The organism is Pseudomonas sp. SAR267 (assembly GCF_052077595.1).
Classification (GTDB): domain Bacteria; phylum Pseudomonadota; class Gammaproteobacteria; order Pseudomonadales; family Pseudomonadaceae; genus Aquipseudomonas; species Aquipseudomonas vlassakiae.
On sequence record NZ_JBQIHU010000001.1, the window covers coordinates 2299157 to 2321932 of the forward strand.

Consider the following 22776-nt stretch of genomic DNA (forward strand, 5'->3'; position numbering starts at 1 on the left):
ATGAGCCAGGCGTTGATTGAACTGCAAGGTCTGGTGTTCGCATGGCCCGGCCAGGCGCCGCTGCTGGATATCCCGGCATTCCGCCTGGAGGCCGGCGAAGCGCTGTTTCTCAAGGGCCCCAGCGGCAGTGGCAAGACCACCCTGCTGGGCCTGCTCGGCGGGGTCAACCGGCCGGGACAGGGGCGTATCCAGCTGCTCGGCCAGGACCTCGCCCTGCTCGGCCAGGGGGCACGTGACCGCTTCCGGGTCGACCACACTGGCTACATCTTCCAGCAGTTCAACCTGCTGCCGTTCCTCTCGGTGCGCGAGAATGTCGAGCTACCCTGCCGCTTCTCGCGCAGCCGCGCCGAACGGGCCATCCAGCGCCACGGCAGCGTCGACCAGGCCGCCAGCGAGCTGCTTGCGCACCTGGGCCTGGGGGACCCGACGTTGCTCGCACGGCGTGCCGACAGCCTGTCGATCGGCCAGCAGCAGCGCGTTGCGGCTGCTCGCGCACTGATCGGCCAGCCGGAACTGGTGATCGCCGACGAGCCGACCTCGGCACTGGATGCCGACACCCGTGAGGCCTTCATCCGCCTGCTGTTCGACGAATGCCGCGCGGCCGGTTCCAGCCTGCTGTTCGTCAGCCATGACCAGAGCCTGGCACCGCTGTTCGACCGTCACCTGTCCCTGGCCGAACTCAACCACGCCGCCAAGCCCCGGGAGGCCTGATGTACCTGCCCCGCCTAGCCCTGGCCAGCCTGGCCAACCGCCGTTTCACCGCCTTCCTCACCGCCTTCGCCATCGCCCTGTCGGTATGCCTGCTGCTGGCGGTCGAACGGGTGCGCACCGAAGCGCGCGCCAGCTTCGCCAGCACCATCAGCGGCACCGACCTGATCGTCGGTGCCCGCTCGGGGTCGGTGAACCTGCTGCTGTACTCGGTGTTCCGCATCGGCAACGCCACCAACAACATCCGCTGGGACAGCTACCAGCACTACGCCCAGGACCCACGGGTCAAGTGGGCGATCCCGATTTCGCTGGGCGATTCGCACCGTGGCTACCGGGTGATGGGGACCACCACCGATTACTTCAGCCACTACCAGTACGGCCGCAAGCAGCATCTGCAGCTGAGCCAGGGCCGTGAATTCGCCAGCGACCCGTTCGAAGTGGTACTCGGCGCCGAAGTGGCCGACGCGCTGCACTACAAGCTTGGCGACAAGCTGGTACTGGCGCACGGTGTCGCCGCGATCAGCCTGGTCAAGCATGACGACAAGCCGTTCACCGTGGTCGGCGTGCTCAAGCGCACCGGCACGCCGGTCGACCGCACCCTGCACATCAGCCTCGGCGGCATGGAGGCCATCCACATCGACTGGCACAACGGCGTGCCGGCTCGTGGTGCCGGGCGCATCAGTGCCGAACAGGCGCGGACCATGGACCTGCAGCCAGCGGCCATCACCGCGTTCATGCTCGGCCTGAACAACAAGATCGCCACCTTCAGCCTGCAGCGCGAGATCAACGAGTATCGCAACGAGCCGTTGCTGGCGATCCTGCCTGGGGTGGCCTTGCAGGAGCTGTGGAGCCTGATGGGCACTGCCGAGCAGGCGTTGTTCGTGGTCTCGTTGTTCGTGGTGCTGACCGGCCTGATCGGCATGCTCACGGCGATTCTCACCAGCCTCAACGAACGCCGCCGGGAAATGGCGATCCTGCGTTCGGTGGGCGCGCGGCCATGGCATATCGCCGGGCTGCTGGTGCTGGAAGCGTTAGCCCTGGCCGTCACCGGCATCGCAGCGGGGCTGGGTTTGCTGTACGCGGGCATCGCCCTGGCCCAGGGCTACGTTCAGGCCAACTACGGGCTGTATCTGCCTCTGGCCTTGCCCAGCGCACATGAATGGACATTGCTGGCCATCATCCTTGGCGCTGCGCTGCTGATGGGCAGCGTACCGGCCTGGCGTGCCTATCGGCAGTCGCTGGCCGATGGCCTGTCCATTCACCTCTGAGTCCGTGCAATGATCCAGCACCTCACTGCCATTTTCGCGGGTAAACCCGCTCCCACAGGGTTCTGCGCAGGCCTCAACTCTTGCAGAGGGGCCGCGAACAGGCGAGCACTGCAGATAGGGTTGATCCTGCTGCTGACAGTGTCGATGCCCTTGTGGGCCGCCGAACCCAAAGAGCTGGATTGGCCTGCGCTGATCCCCGAAGGCGCGCCGGTCATCCCGCCACAACTGGCACCGCTGCACGACATGTCGCAGTTGAGCGATGCGCTGTCGGCCGAGTCGGCCCCAGCTGCACGCCAGCAGGCACCTGATGCCCCAGTGGTGAAAAGCCTCGACGGCCAGCAGGTCAAGATCCCGGGCTACATCGTGCCGCTGGAGGTGAGCGAAGAGGGGCGCACCACAGAGTTTTTGCTGGTGCCCTACTACGGCGCCTGCATCCATGTGCCACCGCCGCCGTCGAATCAGATCGTGCATGTTTCCAGCGAAATGGGTGTGCGCGTGGAGGACCTCTATCAGCCCTACTGGATCGAGGGAAAGATGCAGGTTAGAGCCTCCAGCAGCGAATTGGCCGACGCCGGATACCAGATGGAAGCGGAGAAAATATACGCTTATGTTCTCAAGTGAGAACTGTGTCGGATTCATGACGACGCTTCTTTGAGCTGGGTCAAACATTCCGTTTAGCCAGCTCCGTACCATTGGACTATTCGATTACTCACGTCCTTTGGGAGCTTCCATGAACAAGTCCTTGCTCGGCGCCTCGCTTGTGGCCCTTGCGCTCGCCGCCCCTGTTGCCCACGCCCACCAGGCGGGTGATGTCATCGTCCGCGCCGGTGCCATTACCACTGCGCCGAACGAAAGCAGCGGCGACCTGAAATTCGACGGCAACAAGGTGTCGGGCACCAAGGCGACCCTGGACAGCGACACCCAGCTGGGCCTGACCTTCGCCTACATGCTCACCGACCACATCGGCCTGGAGCTGCTGGCCGCGACCCCGTTCAAGCACAGCGTAGGCGTCAAGGGCCTGGGCGGCGGGCTGGACGGCAAGCTGGCCGACATCAAGCAACTGCCACCGACCCTGTCCGTGCAGTACTACCCGATGGAGCCCAACTCCAAGTTCCAGCCCTACGCTGGCGTCGGCATCAACTACACCCTGTTCTTCGATGAAGACCTGACCAGCGAGCGCAAGCAACAGGGCTTCAGCAACCTCAAGCTGCAGGATTCGGTGGGTATCGCCGGCCAGTTGGGCATGGACTACATGATCACCGACAACCTGCTGGTGAACGCCTCGGTCTGGTATGTCGACATCGACACCAAGGCCAGCGTCAACGGCCCGACCGCCTTGGGCTACAGCAAGACCAAGGTCGACGTCGATGTCGACCCATGGGTGTACATGGTCGGCCTTGGCTACAAGTTCTGACCTGAACACGGCAGGGCGGCTTCGGTCGCCCTTTCTCGTTGCCCCCAAGACCAGTACCCCAGTGCCAACCCACTGATCACCATCCCCAGCCCGCATACTGCGGTCCAGCCCCAGCGCGCATACACCCAGCTCGCCAGCACTGCGCCCAGGCCGCTACCAATCGAGTAGCAACACATGTAGGCGCCGATCAAGCGGCTGGCCATCGCCCCACGCCCCGCCAGCAGCAGGCTCTGGTTGGTGACATGCACCGCCTGCACGGCGAAATCCAGCATCAGCACACCCAGCACGAACAAAGTCAGCGATTGGCCGACGAAGGCCGTCGGCAGCCATGACAGCGTCAACAACGCCAGCGCCAGGCCGGTGGTGCGCTCGCCCAACCCTCGATCAGCCAGACGCCCGGCCCGCGACGCCGCCAAGGTGCCGGCGATACCTGCCAGGCCGAACAGGCCGATCTCGGTATGGCTGAGCGCAAGCGCGGGTGCACTCAGGGGCAGCACCATGGCACTCCACAGGACGCTGAACGCAGCGAAGATCAGCAGGCCGAGCAACCCACGCCGGCGCAGCAGACTGTCGTGGCGATACAAGGCGTACAAAGAGCCAATCAGTCGCAGGTAGCCAGGTCGTTGTGCAGGTAACCGACTCGCTGGCAGCCAGCGCCAGAGCACCACGGCCATCAGCATGAGCAGTGCCGCCGCCACGAAGTACACACTGCGCCATCCGGCCAGGTCGGCGAGTGCTCCGGAGACCAGACGCGCCAGCAGGATGCCCAGCACGATCCCGCTGGTGACCGTGCCAACCGCCTGGCCCTGACTGGCAGGGGTGGCGAGGGTGGCGGCGTGGGCGACCATCACCTGCACCATGACCGCCATCAGCCCGACCAGGGCCAAGGCTGCCAGCAGAACAAGCCAGTCCTGTGCGAGGCCAACACCGACCAGGGCCAAAGCGGCAACCAGCAGCTGCACCAGCAGCAGGCGCTTGCGCTCGATCAGATCGCCCAGCGGTACGATCAGGATCAGCCCAAGGGCATAACCCGCCTGGGTCGCACCGACTACCCAACCGATCTGTCGCTGCGCCACCCCCAGGTCACTGCCGATCGACTCGAGCAGAGGCTGGGCGAAATAGACCGTGGCCACTGCCATGGCGCAGGTGGCGGCAAGCAACAGGGTTATCCAGCGATTCATCGGGCTGACTCCTACGCACCTGGTTTCAAATTGAAACCACATGATGGATATTTAGCAAATGTGGTTTTAATCTGCAACCAGATGAATCATGCAGGTGCTGCCAATGCTCGATGAAGTGAATGCTCAATGCCCTGTGGCCCGGGCGCTGGAAGTGCTGGGTGACCGCTGGGCGCTGATGATCCTGCGTGATGCCTTCGATGGCCTGTGCCGTTTCAGCGAGTTCCAGAAGAACCTGGGGCTGGCGAAGAACATCCTGGCGTCACGGCTGAAATGGCTGGTGGAGAGTGGGCTGCTGGCTTTGCAGCCGGCGTCGGATGGCAGTGCCTACAAGGAATACGTGCTGACCGAGAAAGGACGCTCGGTGTTTCCGATCGTGGTGGGGTTGCGCCAGTGGGGGGAGCGGTTTCTGTTCGAGGCGGGGGAAGCGCGGTCGGAGCTGGTGGACAGTGCCAAGGGGCGGCCAGTCGGGATTCTGCAGGTGCGGGCCGAAGATGGCAGACTGCTCGCGGCGGAGGATTGCCTACGCAAGGTTGTGCGGCATACGTGAGCTGGGGCTGCTTCGCAGCCCTTTCGCGACACAAGGCCGCTCCTACCACAGACCGAGATCCCTTGTAGGAGCGGCCTTGTGTCGCGAAAGGGCCGCAAAGCGGCCCCAGCTATCTCAAGCCTTGCCGAGTAGCTTGGCCAATGCCTCGACCATCGGGGTCGGCTGCGGGAATGCAAAACGCGCCAGCAAGCGTTGGTTGTCCGCCCGCGAATGGCGAATATCACCGGAGCGCGCCTGGCCGTAACTGATCGCTGGCAGGCTGCCCACCACCTGCTCCAGCGCCTTGAGCATCTGGTTCAGCGAAGTGGCCTGGTTGAGGCCAACGTTCACCGCGCCCTCTTCCACCTGCGGCTGCTCCAGCGCCTGCACCATCACCTGCACCAGGTCCCCGACGTAGAGGAAGTCCCGGGTCTGCTCGCCATCACCGAACACGGTGATCGGCAACCCTTGGACCGCCCGTTCACTGAAGATACTGATCACGCCCGAGTATGGCGAGGATGGGTCCTGGCGCGGGCCGAAGATGTTGAAGAAGCGGAATATCACCGGCTCCAGGCCATGCTGACGGCGGTAGAAATCCAGGTACTGCTCGCTGGCCAGCTTGTCCACGGCATAGGGCGTCAGCGGCGCCTTGGGCGTTTCCTCGGCAATCGACTCGCCTTCACCATTGTTGCCATAAACCGCTGCGCTCGATGCAAAAAGCACGCGGCGCACGCCATGCACGCGCATGGCCTCGGCCACATTGAGGGTGCCAATGAAGTTGCTCTGGTGGGTCTTCACCGGATCTTCGACCGACGCCTGCACCGACGCCACCGCGGCCAGGTGGACCACGGCAGCGCAACCGGCGGCGGCACGCTGAACCAGCGCGGCGTCGGCCACATCGCCTTCGATCAGTTCGAGGCGCGGGTTATCCAGTTGCAGATTATCGCGCTTGCCGGTGGAAAGGTCGTCGAGAATACGTACGGCGTAGCCCTTGGCCAGCAACGCATCGCACAGGTGGGAGCCAATGAAGCCGGCGCCGCCGGTGATCAGGATGGGGGCATCAGCCATGGCGGTAGAATCGATCCAATAGTGGCGGCAAGCCAGCGCGCCAGGCACGCGGCTTGATGCCGAAGGTGTGAAGAATTTTCTTGCAGGCCAGTACCGCGTGCTGCGGCTCCTCGCTGGCATCCGGCCGTGCGGCATGGGCCTGCGCGGTCGGGGCCTGCACGGCCAGCTGACGGTACTGCCCGGCCTCGCTGAGGATTGCCTGGCCCAGTGCCAGCGGCGTGGTCGCCTCGTTACCGGCGTAGTGGTAGGTGCCCCACAGCGGCGCGCTGCAATCGAGCTGCTTGAGCACCGACAGGATCACCCGCGCGGCGTCGTCGACCGGCGTCGGGTTGCCGCGGCGGTCATCGGCCAGCAGCAGTTCCTGGGGTTGCTCGGCTCGGGTCAGGAAGCGGCCCAAAACACCGTCAATGCTTTCGTCCAGCAACCAGCCGAAGCGCAGCAGCACATGCTGCGGGCACGCCGCACGCACGCTCTGCTCGATACGCCACAAGGCCTGGCCCCGCTGGCCCAAGGGGACCGGTTCGTCCTTTTCGCTGTAGGCCGTGGCCCGCGAACCGTCGAACACCCGGTAGCTGGAAGGCTGCACCAGGGTGATCTGGTGGTGCTGGCACAACTCCGCCAGCCGCTCTACCGCCCGCTCCTGCTGGGCCAGGCGCTGGTCGCTGACCGACTCGGCCTGGAACCAGTCGAAGTAATAGGCCAGGTTGACCAGGGCATCGGGGCGATGATCGTCAAGCAGCTGAGTGAGGCTGGCCGGGGCCCAGCCGTTCTCCGGCGGGCGCGGTGCCAGAAATGCGATGTCCTCCTCGGCCCCGAGACGAATCAGCGCTTGCCCGAGGGCATTGCCACCACCCAACAGCATCAGGCGCATACGCATAGAGTCAGCAGATCCGAACAGGTTGATAGAAGGAAAGGAGCCATTTTGCGGTTTCCGGGCGGGGAAGTCCAACCCTAGGGTGCGCCGCTACTAATGCGCCTTGGAGCCACCACCTCGCAGGAATATTCCTACACCTTCGAGTAGCCAGGTCCTGCATCCAACATCAAAAAAAGTTGCCTAAATAGCTCCCGTATCTTTGAAAGTTTCACAGAATCCCTACAGGCAAGGACAAAACAATGGCTGCGGGCTATAGCGAAGAATTACACGATGTTGCTCACTTCAACTTCGAGCCAGATCAAGCTCGTAGACTGGATGAAGCGTGCCTTCGTGTGGCCGCTGAGGGGGGGCCTGATGCTTCAGGCACTGCAGCGTTATCCAGACACTATGCTGAGCGGCTGAAACAGGAGATCACAGCTCGACAGCAGAGACTTCTTGATGCATTCACATCCGGCCAGGTTTGCGCAATTGAGTTCTGCAACATGCTGCCATTGTCCAGTGACCCACTCCCTGATGTAATGCCGCCACATGGGAACCTCAACACTGCGCCCGCTATTATTTATCTGGCGTCCAGACATCAGATTCTGCTGAGTCTCGTCGGATACCAATCCTTCGCATTTGATATCGATAACGAGGGGAGACAAACGCGTCTTGTGGGTAACTTCAAAGGTGGTGGAAAGGTCCCGCTTGTTGAGGAAAAACAAGACCGAACGGCCGAATTGAGCTCCCATGCAGGCGTCAGCCTTGGCCCCCATACAGAACCCCCTTACAACTGTTCGGTCAAGGCTGAAGACGAACACTCACCAGCACCGAGCGCACTTATCCTGACCGCAAGATGGAACCCTCAGCGCGAGCCGACACGGTTAACACCCATGCGCGGAGCCATTAGAAGACTGAACGGTATCGAGGCACTTGCGCTCACATCACGCTCGTTTCGCTTCAGCCGAAGCGAATGCTTCATCAAGGACGACAGCCCGCCTCCTCGTGCAAGTTCCATATTGCAGTTCGACAGAATGGAAGGGTTTGCCTTGCGCTACAGCACTTACCGCTACTCGTTGGACTCAGAGGCTTCAATCCCTGCGCAGCACGCACTTAAGGCATTAGCGGGATTAGTCAGCGAAATAGAAGCCAAAGTATTTGTGCTGGACTCAAGCTCAGCGCTTTTGATCAACAACAGCCAGGCCCTGCATTCTCGGGACACCATTCTTGATAACAGGAGGCTTCTGGTTCGGCTGTTTGCATATGCACCTCACGCGGAGCCTCTGGTACTTCAATCAGACCCACTCGTCGTTCGCGGATAAGACGGAATAACAAATATGGAAATCGAAACTTCAACTTTGTTGATCCTTGCCGCCACTGCATTGCTGGCAGGCTTCTTCGACGCCATCGCAGGCGGCGGTGGTTTACTCACGCTTCCGGCGTTATTCATTGCTGGAGTCGATCCGCTGGCGGCAATGGCTACCAACAAGTTCCAGGCCTCCTCGGCCAGTTCTTCAGCAGTCTGGGCGTTCGCCCGCAAGCGAATGATCCAATGGCGAACAGACTGGCCAATGGCTTTGCTGTCATTCGCAGGTGGTGTTGCAGGCGCCTTGTCGATCAGCTTGCTCGACAGAGCGGTCCTGGAAGCAATTGTGCCGCTCTTGCTGATAGCGGTCGCTGCTTATTTTGCACTCAGCCCCAAGCTTGAGGACCAGGACCGTAAGCGGCGGCTGTCGTATTTGTGCTTCGCGCTCGTGGTAGCGCCAGGCATTGGTTTCTATGACGGTATTTTTGGCCCGGGTACCGGTTCATTCTTCATGGTCGCCTTCACGTTGCTGCTGGGGCAGCACCTCATGCAGGCAATCTGCAGCAGCAAACTGCTCAATGCATCCTGCAACCTTGGAGCGTTGTCAGTATTTGCCTTCGGTGGGGCCATCATTTGGCCTTTGGCGCTGGCCATGGCAGCCTGCGCCATCCTCGGTGCTCAACTCGGCGCTCGTTGCGCCCTCTACTTCGGGCCGCAACTGATCAAGCCACTGTTGATCACGGTGTGTTGCCTGATGGCGACGAAGTTGCTGCTGGGTGACGGTCATCCGGTAGGTGAATGGCTGCGCGCTTACACAGTGCTGCACTAAATATTTCACTCAATCTCGAACAAGCTGTTACGCAACGGCCCAACACTCAACCGCTCACGCACATCGTCATCGATCCGTGGATCATCCGGCTGGTACAACCTCACCTGCCGATAGGCATTGATGCGGTTGATCTCCTCCCCCAGGTACTCCCACACCACGCGGGTGCAGGCCGGGTTGCGCCGATCGCCGCTGGAGACCCCGGCCTTCAGGCCGTTCAGGCGCGTGATGCGGCTCTTGAAGCTGGGGATCAGGATGGTCTGGCTCATCTCGTTGAAGGTCAACGATTCGTAGTCGACCAGGAACATACGGTCCTGCAACTGGAACGCCGCCCCCAGGTAGCGGCAACGCACCTCGGCATGTGGGTCGGTGGCACTGGAGCGCTCCTGGCGTTCCTGGCGCTCGAACAAATAGCGGCCACGCTCCTCCCACAGGTGCACCAACGACACCAGGATGGTGCCCGGGACGGACATGCAGTTGGAGTATTCTAGGTAGTAGCCGCAATAACGCGACAGATTACCCGCGTGATCGTGCAGCGGGCGGAACAGTTCGCTGATCGGGTCACCGCTCTGCTCGGCCGGTGTCGATGCACGGGCACCGATAAGGCGGCTGAACTGCTCAGGCGGCAAGTTCAGCTCGTAATCTTCAACGCCGAAGAAATCACCGATGCGCTTGAGGTTGTAAGCCGTCGGACGGCTCTGCCCGCTCAGGTACTTGTTGAATTGCGCGCGGTTTATCGACAGCTGGCGGCAAACTTCGGAGATAGAGCGGTAATGGCTGCACGCCAGTTTGAGGTTGGTAGCGAAATGATCGCTCATGCTTAGGGGCTCGGGTGACGCGATTGACGCCAGTGTAGCATCAAGTCGCACCAAATTAGAGCAACCCGCGAAATTGTAACCACCTTTGTCATGGCCAACCATGCGCGCCAACGAACAGCGATACGCCTGCCGTCCGCTGTTCATTCCATGCGAAGAATAAGAATCGAGGTCATTTTCCAATGCTCGAAGCACTCAACGATTTCCTTTCGGGGAAACTCCTCATCGTGCTGATCGTCGGTCTCGGCGGTTACTTCACCATCCGTTCGCGGTTCGTCCAGTTCCGCCACTTCGGCCACATGTTTGCTGTATTCAAGGAATCGCTGCGTGGCCAGGCAGGCCAGCTGAGCTCCTTCCAGGCCCTGATGCTGAGCCTCGCCGGCCGCGTTGGCGCCGGTAACATCGCCGGTGTCGGTATCGCCGTGACTCTGGGTGGCCCAGGCGCGGTGTTCTGGATGTGGGTCACTGCCTTGGTCGGCATGGCCAGCAGTTTCTTCGAATGCACCCTGGCCCAGGTCTACAAGCGCGCTGACGGCGACGGCTTGTACCGTGGCGGCCCGGCCTACTACATCCAGCACGGCCTGAAGCTCAAGAGCATGGCCATCTTGTTCTCGATCCTGCTGCTGGTCACCTATGGCTTCGCCTTCATCGGCCTGCAGTCGTATACCGTGACCCACTCGCTGCAGAATGCCTTTGCCTTTGACCCCAAGCACACCGGCATCGTCCTTGCCGTGCTGCTGGCCATCACCTTCATCGGTGGCATCAAGCGCATTGCCGCAGTGTCCGACCTGCTGGTACCGGTCAAGACCCTGGCCTACATCGGCGTGACCCTGTACGTGATCGGCACCCAGATCGAACACGTGCCCGCCATGCTGGAAACCATCTTCAAGAGCGCATTCGGCCTTGACCCGGCGTTCGGTGGCCTGCTCGGCAGCGCCATCGTCATGGGCGTCAAGCGTGGCGTGTTCGCCAACGAAGCGGGCCTGGGCAGTGCACCAAACGTGGCTGCCGTGGCCGCTGTGAAACACCCGGGCGCCCAGGGCGTGGTCCAGGCGTTCAGCGTGTTCCTCGACACCTTCGTCATCTGCACCTGCACCGCGCTGCTGATCCTGCTGTCGGGCTTCTACACCCCGGGCTTCGAAGGTGACGGCATCGTCCTGACCCAGAACTCGCTGGCCGCCGTGGTCGGCGACTGGGGCCGCCTGTTCGTCAGCGTGGCACTGTCGCTGTTCGTGTTCACCTGCATCCTCTACAACTACTACCTGGGTGAAAACAGCCTGCAGTTCCTCAGCCGCAACCGCGTAGTGCTGCTGGTATTCCGCGCCCTGGTACTGGCGCTGGTGGTATGGGGTTCGATGCAGGACCTGTCGACCGTATTCGCCTTCGCCGACATCACCATGACCTGCCTGGCCTTCGTCAACCTGGTGGCCCTGGCGCTGCTGTTCAAAGTCGGCCTGCGGGTAATGCGCGACTACGACGAACAGCGCAAGGCCGGCATCCAGCAGCCGGTGTTCGATTCGTCGAAATTCGCCGACCTGGATTTGGACCGTAACGCCTGGCCTGCCAATCCGCAGGCGGAAACCGCCACTGACGCGGCCGCTGGCCAAGTTCAGACGCAGCGCTGATATCCTCCCCTGCCTGGCCGCCCCGTCCGTGGGCGGCTGCTTCACCTCCGCTCACCGCTACGGATGCTTTCCATGCGTGCTGTCAAGAATCTTCTCGTGCTCTACACCGGTGGCACCATCGGCATGCTCGAAACCGCCGAAGGCCTTGCGCCGGCTGGCGGCTTCGACGCGCGGATGCGCGAACACCTGGCCCAGTTGACCGACGCGCCCCAGGTGCAATGGACACTGCAGGAAATGAACCCGCTGCTCGATAGCGCCAACATGCAGCAGCACAACTGGCTGGCGATGCGCGATGCCATCGTCTCGGCGGTGGACGCCGGCCATGACGGTGTGCTGCTGCTGCACGGTACCGACAGCCTGGCCTATAGCGCCGCAGCGCTGTCGTTCCTGTTGCTGGGCCTGCCGGTGCCGGTACTGCTGACCGGCTCGATGTTGCCGGCTGGCGCGCCGGGCAGCGATGCCTGGGGCAACCTGTGCGGGGCCTTGCGCCTGCTCGAACAGGGCCTGGAGGCTGGCGTGCAGCTGTACTTCCATGGCCAGCTGCTGCATGGCTGCCGGGCTTCGAAGCTGCGCAGCGAGGCCTTCGACGCCTTCGCTGCACTGCCGCGCCACCGTGGAGGCGAGCGTGCCGCCGAATTGCCTGCCGCCCTGAACTATCGCCAGCAGCGTCAGCCAGTCAACCTGGCGGTGATGCCGGTGTACCCAGGCCTGCAAGCCGGGCATCTGAAGGGCTTGCTCGACAGCGGCGTGCAAGGGTTACTGCTGGAATGCTATGGCAGTGGCACCGGCCCGTCGGATGATCAGGCGCTGCTGGAAGTGCTGCGTGCAGCGCGCCAGCGTGGTGTGCTGCTGGCAGCCATCAGCCAGTGCCCCGAAGGTTCGGTCGTGTTCGATACCTATGCGGCAGGCAACCGCCTGCGCGCGGCTGGACTGGTCAGCGCTGGCGGCATGACCCGCGAAGCGGCGCTGGGCAAGATGTTTGCGCTACTGGGTGCGGGGCTGGATGTAGACGCGGTGGAGCAATGGTTCGCGCTGGACCTTTGCGGCGAGCGGGCCTGAAAGCGGAAAATGGCGGAAGGCAGCGGGAGTCGAACCTGCCCGGGAACGGCTGCCGTCCCCAACCGGGTTTGAAGCCCGGCCGCGCCACCGGGCGCGATTGCCTTCCTTGAACTCAGTGCCTGGCCTGCTGCTGGGCCAGGGCACTGTCGGCGCGGATGTAGCGCTGGTCAGCCACCCGACGGGTCAGCCCGATACGGTCGAAGTATTCGAGAATCTGCACACTGCGCTTGCGACCGATGCCCAACATATCGCGAAACGCAGCAACCTGCACTACTGGCGTGTCGTTAGCCTGCCGCAGCAGCAGCTCTGCCATGCGCCTTAGCGTTACCTCAGGATAGAACAGGTCGCGCACCACCTGATGTACCAGGCCCAGCCGGGCCAGCTTGCGCAGCAACAGGCGCACATCCGCCTCCGCGCAATGTTCTTCGGTGGCCAGCGTCCGGACCCAAGGTGGGTCATATTCCCCTGCGAGCAACTTCGGCTGCAGCCGCTCCCATAGCGCGCTGTCGACGGCGCTCAACTGCACCTTGTGATCAGGCAAATGCAGCCACGGACCGCTGCTGGCGATCATTTCGTCATTGAGCAGCTCATCGAGCAAGCTGACAAACGCCGGGCGCTCAAGCGGCAAGGCAGCGAAGCGGCGCAGGCGGTCGCGGTCCGGGCCGAGCTGGTCAGGCTCCTGCTCATGGAAGCGCGCCAGTTGCTCCAGCACCTGCTGCCTCAGCGCTTGCCATTGGCCTTGGGCAAACAGCAGCGGGCCTTGGCGCGTGGCTACCACCAACACATCATTGGGCAACAGCCAGGTATCGCGCTGGCGATTGAACTGGCGCTCCAGGCGCTGCGGGTCGAGCCCCCCAAGCGCACTGGCGAGCAAGGCCGGCAGTGCCTCCTCCAGGCCATCGGCATCACGCAGCACCTGCAGTTGGCGCAGGCGTTGTTCACTGCGGCGCTGCCGACTGGGCGCGAACGGGTCGAGCACCTTGCCGCCGCCCAGGGTGCGCTGGGCACGCTGGTCGCGCAGCACCAGGCGGTCTCCATGTACCGCCTGCAACGGTGCGTTGAGCAGCAGCTGGGCAAACATGCGCTGGCCAGCGGCCAAGGTTTCACCTTCGAGCAAGGCCACCCGTGCCGTCACATCCTGAGTACCAAGGTGCACATGTACCGCACTGAAATGCTCGAACAGGCGGGTTTCACCGGGAAGCAGGCAAAGTTCGATATCGACTCGCAAGCTGGGCGCATGCAGCCATTCCGGCACCAGCCAGTCGCCTCGGTGCACATGCTCTACCGCGAGGCGCTCGGCGCTAATGTTCAACGCCACCCGCTGGCCGGCCTCGGCTACCAACGCCACCTGGTTCTGCGCGTGCAAGCCACGCACCCGTACCGGCTTGCCGGCCTTGCCCAGCAGCAACGTGTCGCCGGCACTGACACGCCCGGCCAGTGCCGTGCCGGTCACCACCACCCCGGCGCCGGTCACGGCGAAGGCGCGATCGACGGCCAGGCGAAAGCCCCCGCGTGCGCTGCGCTGACGCACCCGCACCTCGGCCTCTAGCAAGGCCCGACGCAACACCTCGATACCCTGCCCGGTGATGCTCGACACGGGGAACTGCCGTGCCTTGGCATAAGGCCCCGCTGCCAGCAACTCCCTGATCTGCGCCTGCACCTCTGCCAAACGAGCGGGTTCGACCCGGTCACATTTGCTGATCACCACCAGCGCCTGGGGAATCCCCAGCAGCTCGATGATCGCCAGGTGCTCACGGGTCTGTGGCATCACCCCATCGTCGGCGGCCACCACCAGCAGCACCAGGTCGATGCCATGGGCGCCGGCCAGCATGTTGTGGATGAACCGCTCATGGCCCGGCACATCGATGAAGCCGGTCAAGGCAGCCCCCTCGGCCAGCGCCGCGTAGCGGTAGCCGAGGTCGATGGTCATGCCACGCGCGCGCTCTTCCTGGCGTTGGTCCCCGGCCTGGCCGGTAAGGGCCTGAAGCAGCGCAGTCTTGCCGTGGTCGATGTGGCCGGCGGTGCCGACGATCATTGCACGGGCCCAAGTTGCAGGGCCGGCAACTGCGCCAGCCATTGGGCTTCATCGTCGAGCTGGCGCAGGTCGAGCCACAGGGCGTCGCCAGCGATGCGCCCAAGCACCGGTACCGGCAGGTCGCGCAAGGCACGCTCCAGCACATGCAGGCTGCGCCCGCGCAGCTTCTTCGACACCAGCGGGCGCAGGCACAGCGCCGCACTGGGCAGCCGCGCCACTGGCTGGCTACCGCTGCCGATCATGCCCAGCGCCGGCTCGACGCCGACTTGCCATTGCTCACCAAGGTGCGCCTTGAGCTCGGGAGCCAGGCGTTCGGCCTGGGCCTGGATCTCGGCCTGGCCGCGGGTCAGCAGGCGCAGGCTCGGCAAGCGTTCGGCCAGGCGGTCGGGGTTGCGGTATAGCGCCAGCACCGCCTCGAGTGCGGCGAGGGTGATCTTGTCGACCCGCAGTGCGCGCTTGAGCGGGTTCTTCTTGATCCTGGCGATCAGGGCTTTGCTACCGACGATGATCCCGGCCTGGGGGCCGCCCAGCAGCTTGTCGCCACTGAACGTGACGATATCGGCGCCATCGGCCAAGGCCTGGCGCACCGTCGGTTCGGCGGGCAGGCCCCAGCGCGTGAGGTCAAGCAGGCTGCCGCTACCGAGGTCTTCGAGCAGTGGCAAGTCATGCTGGTGAGCGATACGCGCCAGGTCGGCAGTCGGTACCTGATGGGTGAAGCCCTGAATGCTGTAGTTGCTGCAGTGCACGCGCATCAGCAGGCCGGTGCGCGGGCCGATGGCGGCTTCATAGTCGCGGGCATGGGTGCGGTTGGTGGTGCCGACTTCGTGAAGCTTCACCCCGGCTCTTGCCATGATGTCGGGAATGCGGAAGGCACCGCCAATCTCGATCAGTTCGCCACGGCTGATGATGCCTTCCTTGCGCGCGCCCAGGCTGTTGAGCGCCAGCAGCACGGCAGCGGCGTTGTTGTTGACTACGGTGACGGCCTCGGCGCCGGTCAGCTCGCGAATCAGGCCTTCGATCAGGTCATCACGGTCGCCGCGCTTGCCGGTGGCCAGGTCGAACTCCAGGTTGAGGGGATAGCGGGCGGCGGTCTGCATGGCCTCGATGGCCTCCTCGGGCAGCAGCGCGCGACCCAGGTTGGTGTGCAGCACGGTGCCAGTGAGGTTGAACACGCGGCGGACCTGGCTGCGTTGCTGGATCGAGAGGCGTTCGCCAGCACGACCGAGGAGGATTTCAGGGGCCAGTTCGGTGGCGCTGAGTTCGCCGTTGCGGGCAGGGTCACGCAGGTCGTCGAGCAGCTGGCGCAAGGTGCTCAGGACGGCGTCGCGGCCGTGACGGTCGATCAGCGGGAGGCAGGCCGGGTGGCGCAGGAGGGTATCGATGGAGGGCAGGCGCAGGGTGTCGCTGGCTAGGCTGGAGGGCATGCAGAGTACTACCTTGGACGGGTCCGTTGTCTTTGATGGCCTCTTCGCGGGTAAACCCGCTCCCACAGGTATAGCGCCAACCTTCAGAAGTGCGCTGTAACTGTGGGAGCGGGTTTACCCGCGAAGCAGGCAACTCGGTATTACAGTGTAGACACTCAGCCACTACCCGGCGCGAGCATCAGGTTGGGTGCCAGGCGATGGAAGCCCTCCTCGTCCAGCCTGATATCCAGCGCCAGGCTGGCCAGGTCATCAGCCAGTGGCTCGGCCGCCGCATCGTTTTCCAGATAATGCTGCTTCAGGTAGCTGGAGCATTCCGGGCAGCATTCGGCCCGTAGCGGCGCCTTGCCCGGCGCATGGCGATCGTCTTCGAGACTGGTGTAACGCAAGTCCTTGCTCGATTCGCAATAGACGCACTTGACCCGCACCACATGCCACTCACAGGCACACAACGAACATGCCAGGTAACGCAGGCCGTTGTGCTTGCCACGGTTGCGCACCACCCCGGCCATTGCCGGCGAACCGCAGGCCGGGCACTGCGCCAGGCTACCGGCGGGCTTCAGTTCCGGTGCTGGCAGGGCCAGCAACCAGCTCGACCAGGCTGCCTGCAAGGCGGCGCCAATGAACGGTACCAACGCCGCCGGCAGCGCATCGTACTGGCCGGCCAGCAAAGCGATCCCCCAGCTCTTGCGCTGGCTGTCGTCACTGTCGCGCAGGGCCTGTAGCGCTTCGCCCAGCGCGCCACTGGCCTCGCTATCGAAGTGCAAGAGCAAGGCCTGCAACCAGACCAGCCACGGCCCCTCCCGTACCAGACCGTCGGCTGCCAACGGCGGCAGCCCATGACTTATGCACAGGCGATGACGCTCCTCGGCCACCGGCAAACTACCGGGAGGGTTATCCACAAGCTGCTGCTGGACGCGGCATAGTTGAGCGATCAGCAGCAGGTAATCGCCAAGGGCATTGCCCTCAGCCAAGTGCTCCAGGCGCGCTGCGCGCAGTGCAAACAGATTGGCAGGCGGCAGGTGCAGAAACGGCGGCATCACTGCCGACGCTTCGATCTGCCCCGGTTCGAGTATCGTGCTCAAGCGCTCATCCTTCTTTCCGTCCGTGATTGCCCGGCGTCTTGTCGCCGGTCACTTCGCGGTACCACAACTCATGGTGCTTGCGTGCCCAGGCGCGGCTGACCCCGCCATGCAGCATGGCGCCGATCGAGCCCTTGATCCAGATACCGGCGTAGATGTGCACGATAATGCTGAGGATCAGCACGAACGCCGCCAGCGCATGGGCCAGCGCCGACAGGCGAATGACCTCGATACCGAACAGCTGGCTGAAATACGCGCGCCAGATCACCACGCCGCTGAGCAACAACACCAGCATGCACACCAGCAGGGTCCAGAACAGCAGCTTCTGCCCGGCGTTGTACTTGCCGATCGGTGGCACTCCCTCCTCTTGGTTCAACATCACCCGGTCCACGCGGCGCAGCCACAGGCGGTCGTTGGCGGTGATGAAGTTGGCGCGCCAGAAACGGAACACCAAGCCGAGGAAGAACACGAACATCGCCACGCCCAGGAAGGGGTGCAGAATGCGCGTCCATGGTCCGCCGCCAAACAGATGGCTGAGCCAGAACAGTGCCGGATGGAACAGCGCCAGCCCGGAAAGACCTGCCGTCATGAACAGGATGGCGACGATCCAGTGGTTGGTCCGCTCATTGGCGTTGTAGCGCAGGATGGGTTTGTCGTCGTTCATGGCCGCTGCTCCCCCTGCCCACCGGGCTTGGTCGGGTCATAGACATGCACCGCAGGGTCCACCTGATGCACGCTGTTGTCCGGTGGCGCCGGGTGTTCGTCCTCCTCGACCCGCTGTGGCCCCACCCGCACGTAGTGGAAGAACCCGGCCAGCACCGCCGCGCCCATGGCCAACAGCGCCAGCGGTTTGGTGAAGCCCTTCCACAAGCCCACCAGCGGGCTGATCACCGGTTGGTCCGGCAGGCCGGCGTACAGCTTCGGTGTGTCGGCGTGGTGCAGCACATACATCACGTGGGTGCCGCCGACACCGTCCGGGTCGTACAGCCCGGCCTGCTCGAAGCCGCGGGACTTGAGGTCGACGATACGCTCGGCGGCATGCACCTTCATCTCCTCCTTGGTACCGAACACGATCGCCCCGGTCGGGCAGGTCTTCACACAGGCCGGCTCCAGGCCCACGGTCACGCGGTCGGAACACAAGGTGCACTTGTAAGCCTTGTGATCCTTCTGCGAGATGCGCGGGATGTTGAACGGGCAGCCGGTGATGCAGTAGCCGCAGCCGATGCAGTGGTCCTGGTTGAAGTCGACGATGCCGTTGGCGTGCTTGATGATCGCGCCCGGGCTTGGGCAGGCCTTCAGGCAGCCCGGCTCGGCGCAGTGCATGCAGCCGTCCTTGCGAATCAGCCACTCCAGGTTGCCGTCGTCGCGCTCGTGCTCGGTGAAGCGCATCAGGGTCCAGGTTTCAGCGGTGAGGTCCTGGGGATTGTCATAGGTGCCGTGGTTGTGGCCGACCTCGTCACGCAGTTCGTTCCATTCCGAGCATGCCACCTGGCAGGCCTTGCAACCGATGCACTTGGTGGTGTCGATCAGTTTGGCGACCTCGTCCAGCTGGCGTACCGAAGGCGGAACGGTGGTGGTGGCCGAGCGGGCGATGATGTCTTGGCTGGCCATCAGAGTTTCTCCACTTTGACGAGGAACGACTTGGACTCTGGCGTCTGGGTGTTGCCGTCACCGAGGAACGGCACCAAGGTGTTGGTCAGGTAGCCATGCCGCGTGGTCCCGGTGAAGCCCCAGTGCAGCGGTATGCCGATCTGGTGCACCGTCTGGTTGTTGACCTGCAGCGGGCGAATCCGCTTGGTCACCACCGCCACCGCATCGATGTGACCACGCTTGCTCGACACCCGCACCCGGTCACCGGCCTTGATGCCTTTTTCGTTGGCCAGCACCTCGCCGATCTCGACGAACTGCTCGGGCTGGGCGATGGCATTGAGGCGGCAGTGCTTGCTCCAGAAGTGGAAGTGCTCGGTCAACCGGTAAGTGGTCGCCGCATATGGAAACTCTTCGTGCTTGCCAAGGGTGTCCCACACGGAATCGAAGATACGCCCGGCCGGGTTGCTGGTGGCCTTCTTGTTCTGCGGGTGCAGCGGGTTGATGCCAATCGGCGTCTCGAACGGCTCGTAGTGCTCGGGGAACGGGCCTTCGGCCATCTTGTCGATGGCGAAGAACCGCGCCACACCTTCGGGGTTCATGATGAACGGGTTCATCCCTGCCTCAGGTGGCGAGTCGACCTTGAAGTCGGGCACGTCGGTGCCGGTCCAGGCCTTGCCGTTCCACCACACCAGGCGCTTCTTCTCTGGGTCCCACGGCTTGCCTTGGGGGTCGCTGGACGCGCGGTTGTAGAGGATGCGGCGATTGGCCGGCCAGGCCCAGGCCCAGTTCTGCACCTGGTGCATGCCGTACGGGTCGCTGTTGTCGCGGCGGGCCATCTGGTTGCCTTGCTCGGTCCAGCAGCCGGCGAAAATCCAGCAGCCGGAGGCGGTACTGCCGTCATCCTTGAGCTGGCCGAAGCCGGACAGTTGCTGGCCAGCCTTGATGACTGCGCCGGTCGGGTCGGTGACATCGGCCACTGCCCAGCCGTTCATCTCCTTGGCCAGCTCCTCGGGTGATGGCTCTGCGGGGATCTTGTACGGCCAGTGAATGTTCATCATGGCGTCTGGATAGGCCCCGCCCTCGGCCTGGTAACGCTGGCGCAGGCGAATGAACAACTCGCTCATGATCTGCACGTCGGTGCGGGTCTCGCCCGGGCCGTCGGCGCCCTTCCAGTGCCACTGCAGCCAGCGGCTGCTGTTGACCAGCGAGCCATCCTCCTCGGCGAAACAGGTGGTGGGCAGGCGGATCACCTCGGTCTGGATATTGGCCGTGTCGACATCGTTGAACGGCCCAGCATTGCGCCAGAACTCCGAGGTTTCGGTGGCCAGCGGATCCATGATCACCAGCCACTTGAGCTTGCCGAGCGCCGCGGTGACGCGATTCTTGTCCGGCAGCGCGGCGATCGGGTTGAAGCCTTGGCACATGTAGCCATTGACCTTGCCCTGACTCATCATTTCGAACATGCGCAGCACGTCGTACGCCGGCACATCGAGCTTGGGTAGCCAGTCATAGCCCCAGTTGTTTTCGGGCGTCGCGTTCGGCCCGTACCAGGCCTTCATCAGGCTGACGTGGAACTTGCCGTAGTTCTGCCAGTACGACAGCTGCCCCGGGCGCAGCGGTTTGGAAGCGCGCTTGTCGATATAGGCGGCGTAGTCCTGCTCGGCGTCACCAGCCAGGGTCAGGTAGCCCGGCAATGAGTTGGACAGCAGGCCGAGGTCGGTCAGGCCCTGGATGTTGGAGTGCCCGCGCAGGGCGTTGACCCCGCCGCCCGGCATGCCGACGTTGCCCAGCAGCAGCTGGACCATGGCCGCACTGCGGATGATCTGCGCGCCGATGGAGTGCTGCGTCCAGCCGAGTGCGTAGAGGATCGTCATGGTCTTGCCCGGTACCGAGCAGGTGGCGATCTCTTCCCAGATCTTCATCATGGCGTCCTGCGGCATGCCGCAGGTCATGCTGGCCAGCTCCGGGGTGTAGCGGCTGTAGTGCTGCTTCATCAACTGGAACACGCAGCGCGGGTGCTGCAGGGTCGGGTCGACCTTGGCGAAGCCGTCCTCGCCCAGCTCATAGCCCCAGCCGGATTTGTCCGCATACACGCGCTTGGCCTCGTCGTAGCCGCTGAACAGCCCGTCCTCAAAGCCATAGGTCTCTTTGACGATGAACGACACGTCGGTGTAGTTGCGCACGTACTCGTGCTGGATCTTGTCATTGCTCAGCAGGTAGTTGATCAGCCCGCCCATGAAGGCGATGTCGGTACCGGTACGGATCGGCGCGTAGTAGTCCGCCACCGAAGCGGTACGGGTAAACCGCGGGTCGACCACGATCAGCCGCGCCTGGTTGTGCGCCTTGGCTTCGGTCACCCATTTGAAGCCGCATGGATGCGCTTCTGCTGCGTTGCCACCCATCACCAGGACCAGATTCGCGTTGGCGATATCGGACCAATGGTTGGTCATGGCGCCACGGCCGTACGTCGGGGCAAGACTTGCCACCGTCGGGCCATGTCAGACACGTGCCTGGTTATCGAACCCCAGCATGCCTGTTGCGCGGACGACCTTGTGGGTCAGGTAACCCGCCTCGCTGGAGGCGGCGGAGGCAGCGAGGAAACCGGTGGTGAGCCAGCGGTTTACCGTTTGCCCCTGGGCATTCTTCTCGATGAAGTTGGCGTCGCGGTCTTTCTTCATCAGGTCGGCGACGCGGTCGAGCGCCTCGTCCCAACTGACCCGCACCCACTCTTTGCTGCCCGGCTTGCGCACCTCGGGGTACTTGAGGCGGCTGGGGCTGTGGATAAAGTCGAGCAGCCCGGCACCTTTGGGGCACAGGGTGCCACGGTTGACCGGGTGATCGGCGTCGCCTTCGATGTGGATGATGTTCTGCTTGACGTTCTTGCCCGCATCGCCCTGGCTGTACATGATCAGGCCGCAGCCGACCGAGCAGTAGGGGCAGGTGTTGCGGGTTTCTTTCGTGTGCGCCAGCTTGAAGTGACGCACCTGCTCGGCGAAGGCCGGCGTAGGGGACATGCCCAACGCCGCCAAGCTCGAGCCTCCAAGGCCGACAGCGGCGACCTTGAAGAACTGCCGACGGTTGAGATCCATCGTGCACTCCTGATCAGGTTCGGACGCACGGAACATGGCCGGCGCCTCTTGGTAGTCACGGTGGCGGCTAATTGATGGCCGCCAATGGATAAGACTAGTCAAGAAACGAGAACGTGCGATGACATGGGTCATCGCATAAGCCAATCAACAGTGCGGCAGGTTACGCGCCACATTGAGTGCCGCACTGCTCTGGGCCACCGGCATGATCTCGACGGTATTGATGTTCACATGCCCCGGTTGCTCGGCAATCCACGCCACTGTGGCGGCGATGTCCTCCGGCAAGATGGCCTCCACGTCACGATAGAGCGCTTGCACGGCATCCAGGTCGCCGTTCAGGCGCACCACCGAAAAGTCGGTGCCCGAGCACAACCCCGGTTCGATATTGCTCACCCGCACGCGGGTGCCGGCCAGGTCGGCGCGCAGGTTGAGGCTGAACTGGCGGACAAACGCCTTGCTGGCGCCATACACGTTGCCGCCCGGGTACGGATAAGTGCCGGCAATGGACCCCATGTTGATGATCATCCCGCTGTCGGCCTCCACCATCTGCGGCAGGACCTTGTGGGTCACCATCGCCAGGCCGGTGACGTTGGTGTCGATCATCTGCTGCCAGTTCTCGCTGCTGCTGGCCTGGGCGCGGTCGACACCCAGCGCCAGCCCGGCATTGTTCACCAGCAGGTCGATTTGCAGCGAGGCGTCGCGGACTTGTTCGAACGCCGACTCGATCGACCGCGGATCGGTGACATCCAGCGCCAGAGCAATGAAATTGTCGCCCAGCTCGGCCTCCAGCATTTGCAGCTTGTCCATGCGCCGGGCGGCGCCGATCACACGGTAGCCCTTGCCGATCAGGGTGCGGCAGATGGCCCGGCCAAAGCCCGAAGAAGCGCCGGTGACGAATGCAGTTTTCATCAGT

Annotated in this window: 20 protein-coding genes and 1 tRNA gene; 9 read left to right on the plus strand and 12 right to left on the minus strand. The window is 63.5% G+C overall.

The window, feature by feature from the left end; all coding sequences use genetic code 11:
• The 4 genes from ACTORR_RS11070 to ACTORR_RS11085 all read left to right on the plus strand — a co-directional run bounded on the left by ACTORR_RS11070 (nucleotide 1) and on the right by ACTORR_RS11085 (nucleotide 3390).
• Nucleotides 1-711, plus strand: coding sequence for an ABC transporter ATP-binding protein (locus ACTORR_RS11070; protein ID WP_313364288.1), 711 nt, complete (start codon nucleotides 1-3; stop codon nucleotides 709-711).
• Nucleotides 711-1976, plus strand: a complete 1266-nt coding sequence (locus tag ACTORR_RS11075) for an ABC transporter permease (protein ID WP_286934044.1) — start codon at nucleotides 711-713, stop codon at nucleotides 1974-1976. Before ACTORR_RS11070 ends, ACTORR_RS11075 begins: the two co-directional genes overlap by 1 nt.
• Before the next feature lie 144 nt (nucleotides 1977-2120).
• Nucleotides 2121-2597, plus strand: coding sequence for a DUF3299 domain-containing protein (locus ACTORR_RS11080; protein ID WP_371263258.1), 477 nt, complete (start codon nucleotides 2121-2123; stop codon nucleotides 2595-2597).
• A 109-nt stretch (nucleotides 2598-2706) separates the two neighbouring features.
• Nucleotides 2707-3390, plus strand: a complete 684-nt coding sequence (locus ACTORR_RS11085; RefSeq protein WP_054886541.1) for an OmpW/AlkL family protein — start codon at nucleotides 2707-2709, stop codon at nucleotides 3388-3390.
• On the opposite strand, the gene ACTORR_RS11090 is transcribed toward ACTORR_RS11085, so the two are convergent.
• Complete coding sequence (locus ACTORR_RS11090; RefSeq protein WP_409520996.1) at nucleotides 3378-4613, minus strand: MFS transporter; 1236 nt, start codon at nucleotides 4611-4613, stop codon at nucleotides 3378-3380. The two genes, ACTORR_RS11085 and ACTORR_RS11090, sit on opposite strands and share 13 nt — an antisense overlap.
• Nucleotides 4614-4674: 61 nt before the next feature.
• Here ACTORR_RS11090 and ACTORR_RS11095 point away from each other — a divergent pair, with 61 nt between their 5' ends.
• Nucleotides 4675-5118: a winged helix-turn-helix transcriptional regulator gene (locus ACTORR_RS11095; RefSeq protein WP_441343634.1), complete on the plus strand. Its 444-nt coding sequence runs from the start codon at nucleotides 4675-4677 to the stop codon at nucleotides 5116-5118.
• A gap of 114 nt (nucleotides 5119-5232) precedes the next feature.
• Here the strand turns inward: ACTORR_RS11095 and ACTORR_RS11100 are convergent, their stop codons facing one another.
• Together ACTORR_RS11100 and ACTORR_RS11105 are read right to left on the minus strand one after the other, a co-directional pair.
• On the minus strand, nucleotides 5233-6165 hold the full coding sequence (locus tag ACTORR_RS11100; RefSeq protein ID WP_286933998.1) for an NAD-dependent epimerase/dehydratase family protein: 933 nt from the start codon (nucleotides 6163-6165) through the stop codon (nucleotides 5233-5235).
• Complete coding sequence (locus ACTORR_RS11105) at nucleotides 6158-7042, minus strand: NAD(P)-dependent oxidoreductase (RefSeq protein ID WP_262108811.1); 885 nt, start codon at nucleotides 7040-7042, stop codon at nucleotides 6158-6160. The genes ACTORR_RS11100 and ACTORR_RS11105 overlap by 8 nt, the downstream gene beginning before the upstream one ends.
• 236 nt (nucleotides 7043-7278) lie before the next feature.
• On the opposite strand from ACTORR_RS11105, the gene ACTORR_RS11110 reads away from it, so the two are divergent.
• Nucleotides 7279-8340: a hypothetical protein gene (locus ACTORR_RS11110; protein ID WP_286933999.1), complete on the plus strand. Its 1062-nt coding sequence runs from the start codon at nucleotides 7279-7281 to the stop codon at nucleotides 8338-8340.
• Nucleotides 8341-8355: 15 nt separating this feature from the next.
• Nucleotides 8356-9153, plus strand: a complete 798-nt coding sequence (locus tag ACTORR_RS11115) for a TSUP family transporter (protein ID WP_262108808.1) — start codon at nucleotides 8356-8358, stop codon at nucleotides 9151-9153.
• A gap of 5 nt (nucleotides 9154-9158) precedes the next feature.
• Here the strand turns inward: ACTORR_RS11115 and ACTORR_RS11120 are convergent, their stop codons facing one another.
• Complete coding sequence (locus tag ACTORR_RS11120; protein ID WP_054886535.1) at nucleotides 9159-9968, minus strand: helix-turn-helix domain-containing protein; 810 nt, start codon at nucleotides 9966-9968, stop codon at nucleotides 9159-9161.
• A gap of 179 nt (nucleotides 9969-10147) precedes the next feature.
• Here ACTORR_RS11120 and ACTORR_RS11125 point away from each other — a divergent pair, with 179 nt between their 5' ends.
• Nucleotides 10148-11590: an alanine/glycine:cation symporter family protein gene (locus tag ACTORR_RS11125; RefSeq protein ID WP_054886534.1), complete on the plus strand. Its 1443-nt coding sequence runs from the start codon at nucleotides 10148-10150 to the stop codon at nucleotides 11588-11590.
• A 72-nt stretch (nucleotides 11591-11662) separates the two neighbouring features.
• Nucleotides 11663-12649, plus strand: a complete 987-nt coding sequence (locus ACTORR_RS11130) for an asparaginase (RefSeq protein WP_099814611.1) — start codon at nucleotides 11663-11665, stop codon at nucleotides 12647-12649.
• A gap of 10 nt (nucleotides 12650-12659) precedes the next feature.
• On the opposite strand, the gene ACTORR_RS11135 is transcribed toward ACTORR_RS11130, so the two are convergent.
• The 8 genes from ACTORR_RS11135 to ACTORR_RS11170 form a co-directional block, all read right to left on the minus strand.
• A tRNA-Sec gene (locus ACTORR_RS11135) sits at nucleotides 12660-12755 on the minus strand.
• Nucleotides 12756-12761: 6 nt separating this feature from the next.
• The gene (gene selB / locus ACTORR_RS11140) at nucleotides 12762-14684 is read right to left on the minus strand and encodes a selenocysteine-specific translation elongation factor (protein ID WP_099814610.1); all 1923 of its coding nucleotides are present in this window, start codon (nucleotides 14682-14684) and stop codon (nucleotides 12762-12764) included.
• A complete protein-coding gene (selA, locus tag ACTORR_RS11145) occupies nucleotides 14681-16108 on the minus strand; it encodes an L-seryl-tRNA(Sec) selenium transferase (RefSeq protein WP_286934003.1) in 1428 nt (475 codons plus the stop codon). The genes selB and selA overlap by 4 nt, the downstream gene beginning before the upstream one ends.
• A gap of 155 nt (nucleotides 16109-16263) precedes the next feature.
• Entirely contained in the window at nucleotides 16264-17190 is a 927-nt protein-coding gene (fdhE, locus tag ACTORR_RS11150; protein WP_054886530.1) for a formate dehydrogenase accessory protein FdhE, read from the minus strand.
• Between the two features lie 4 nt (nucleotides 17191-17194).
• Nucleotides 17195-17851: a formate dehydrogenase subunit gamma gene (locus ACTORR_RS11155; RefSeq protein ID WP_054886529.1), complete on the minus strand. Its 657-nt coding sequence runs from the start codon at nucleotides 17849-17851 to the stop codon at nucleotides 17195-17197.
• Nucleotides 17848-18798 carry a formate dehydrogenase subunit beta gene (gene fdxH, locus ACTORR_RS11160; protein ID WP_286934006.1) on the minus strand — a complete coding sequence of 317 codons (951 nt, stop codon included), beginning with the start codon at nucleotides 18796-18798 and terminating at the stop codon, nucleotides 17848-17850. The genes ACTORR_RS11155 and fdxH overlap by 4 nt, the downstream gene beginning before the upstream one ends.
• Entirely contained in the window at nucleotides 18798-21866 is a 3069-nt protein-coding gene (gene fdnG / locus ACTORR_RS11165; RefSeq protein ID WP_286934007.1) for a formate dehydrogenase-N subunit alpha, read from the minus strand. Before fdnG ends, fdxH begins: the two co-directional genes overlap by 1 nt.
• Before the next feature lie 144 nt (nucleotides 21867-22010).
• Entirely contained in the window at nucleotides 22011-22772 is a 762-nt protein-coding gene (locus tag ACTORR_RS11170) for an SDR family NAD(P)-dependent oxidoreductase (protein ID WP_286934009.1), read from the minus strand.
• Nucleotides 22773-22776: the final 4 nt, after the last annotated feature.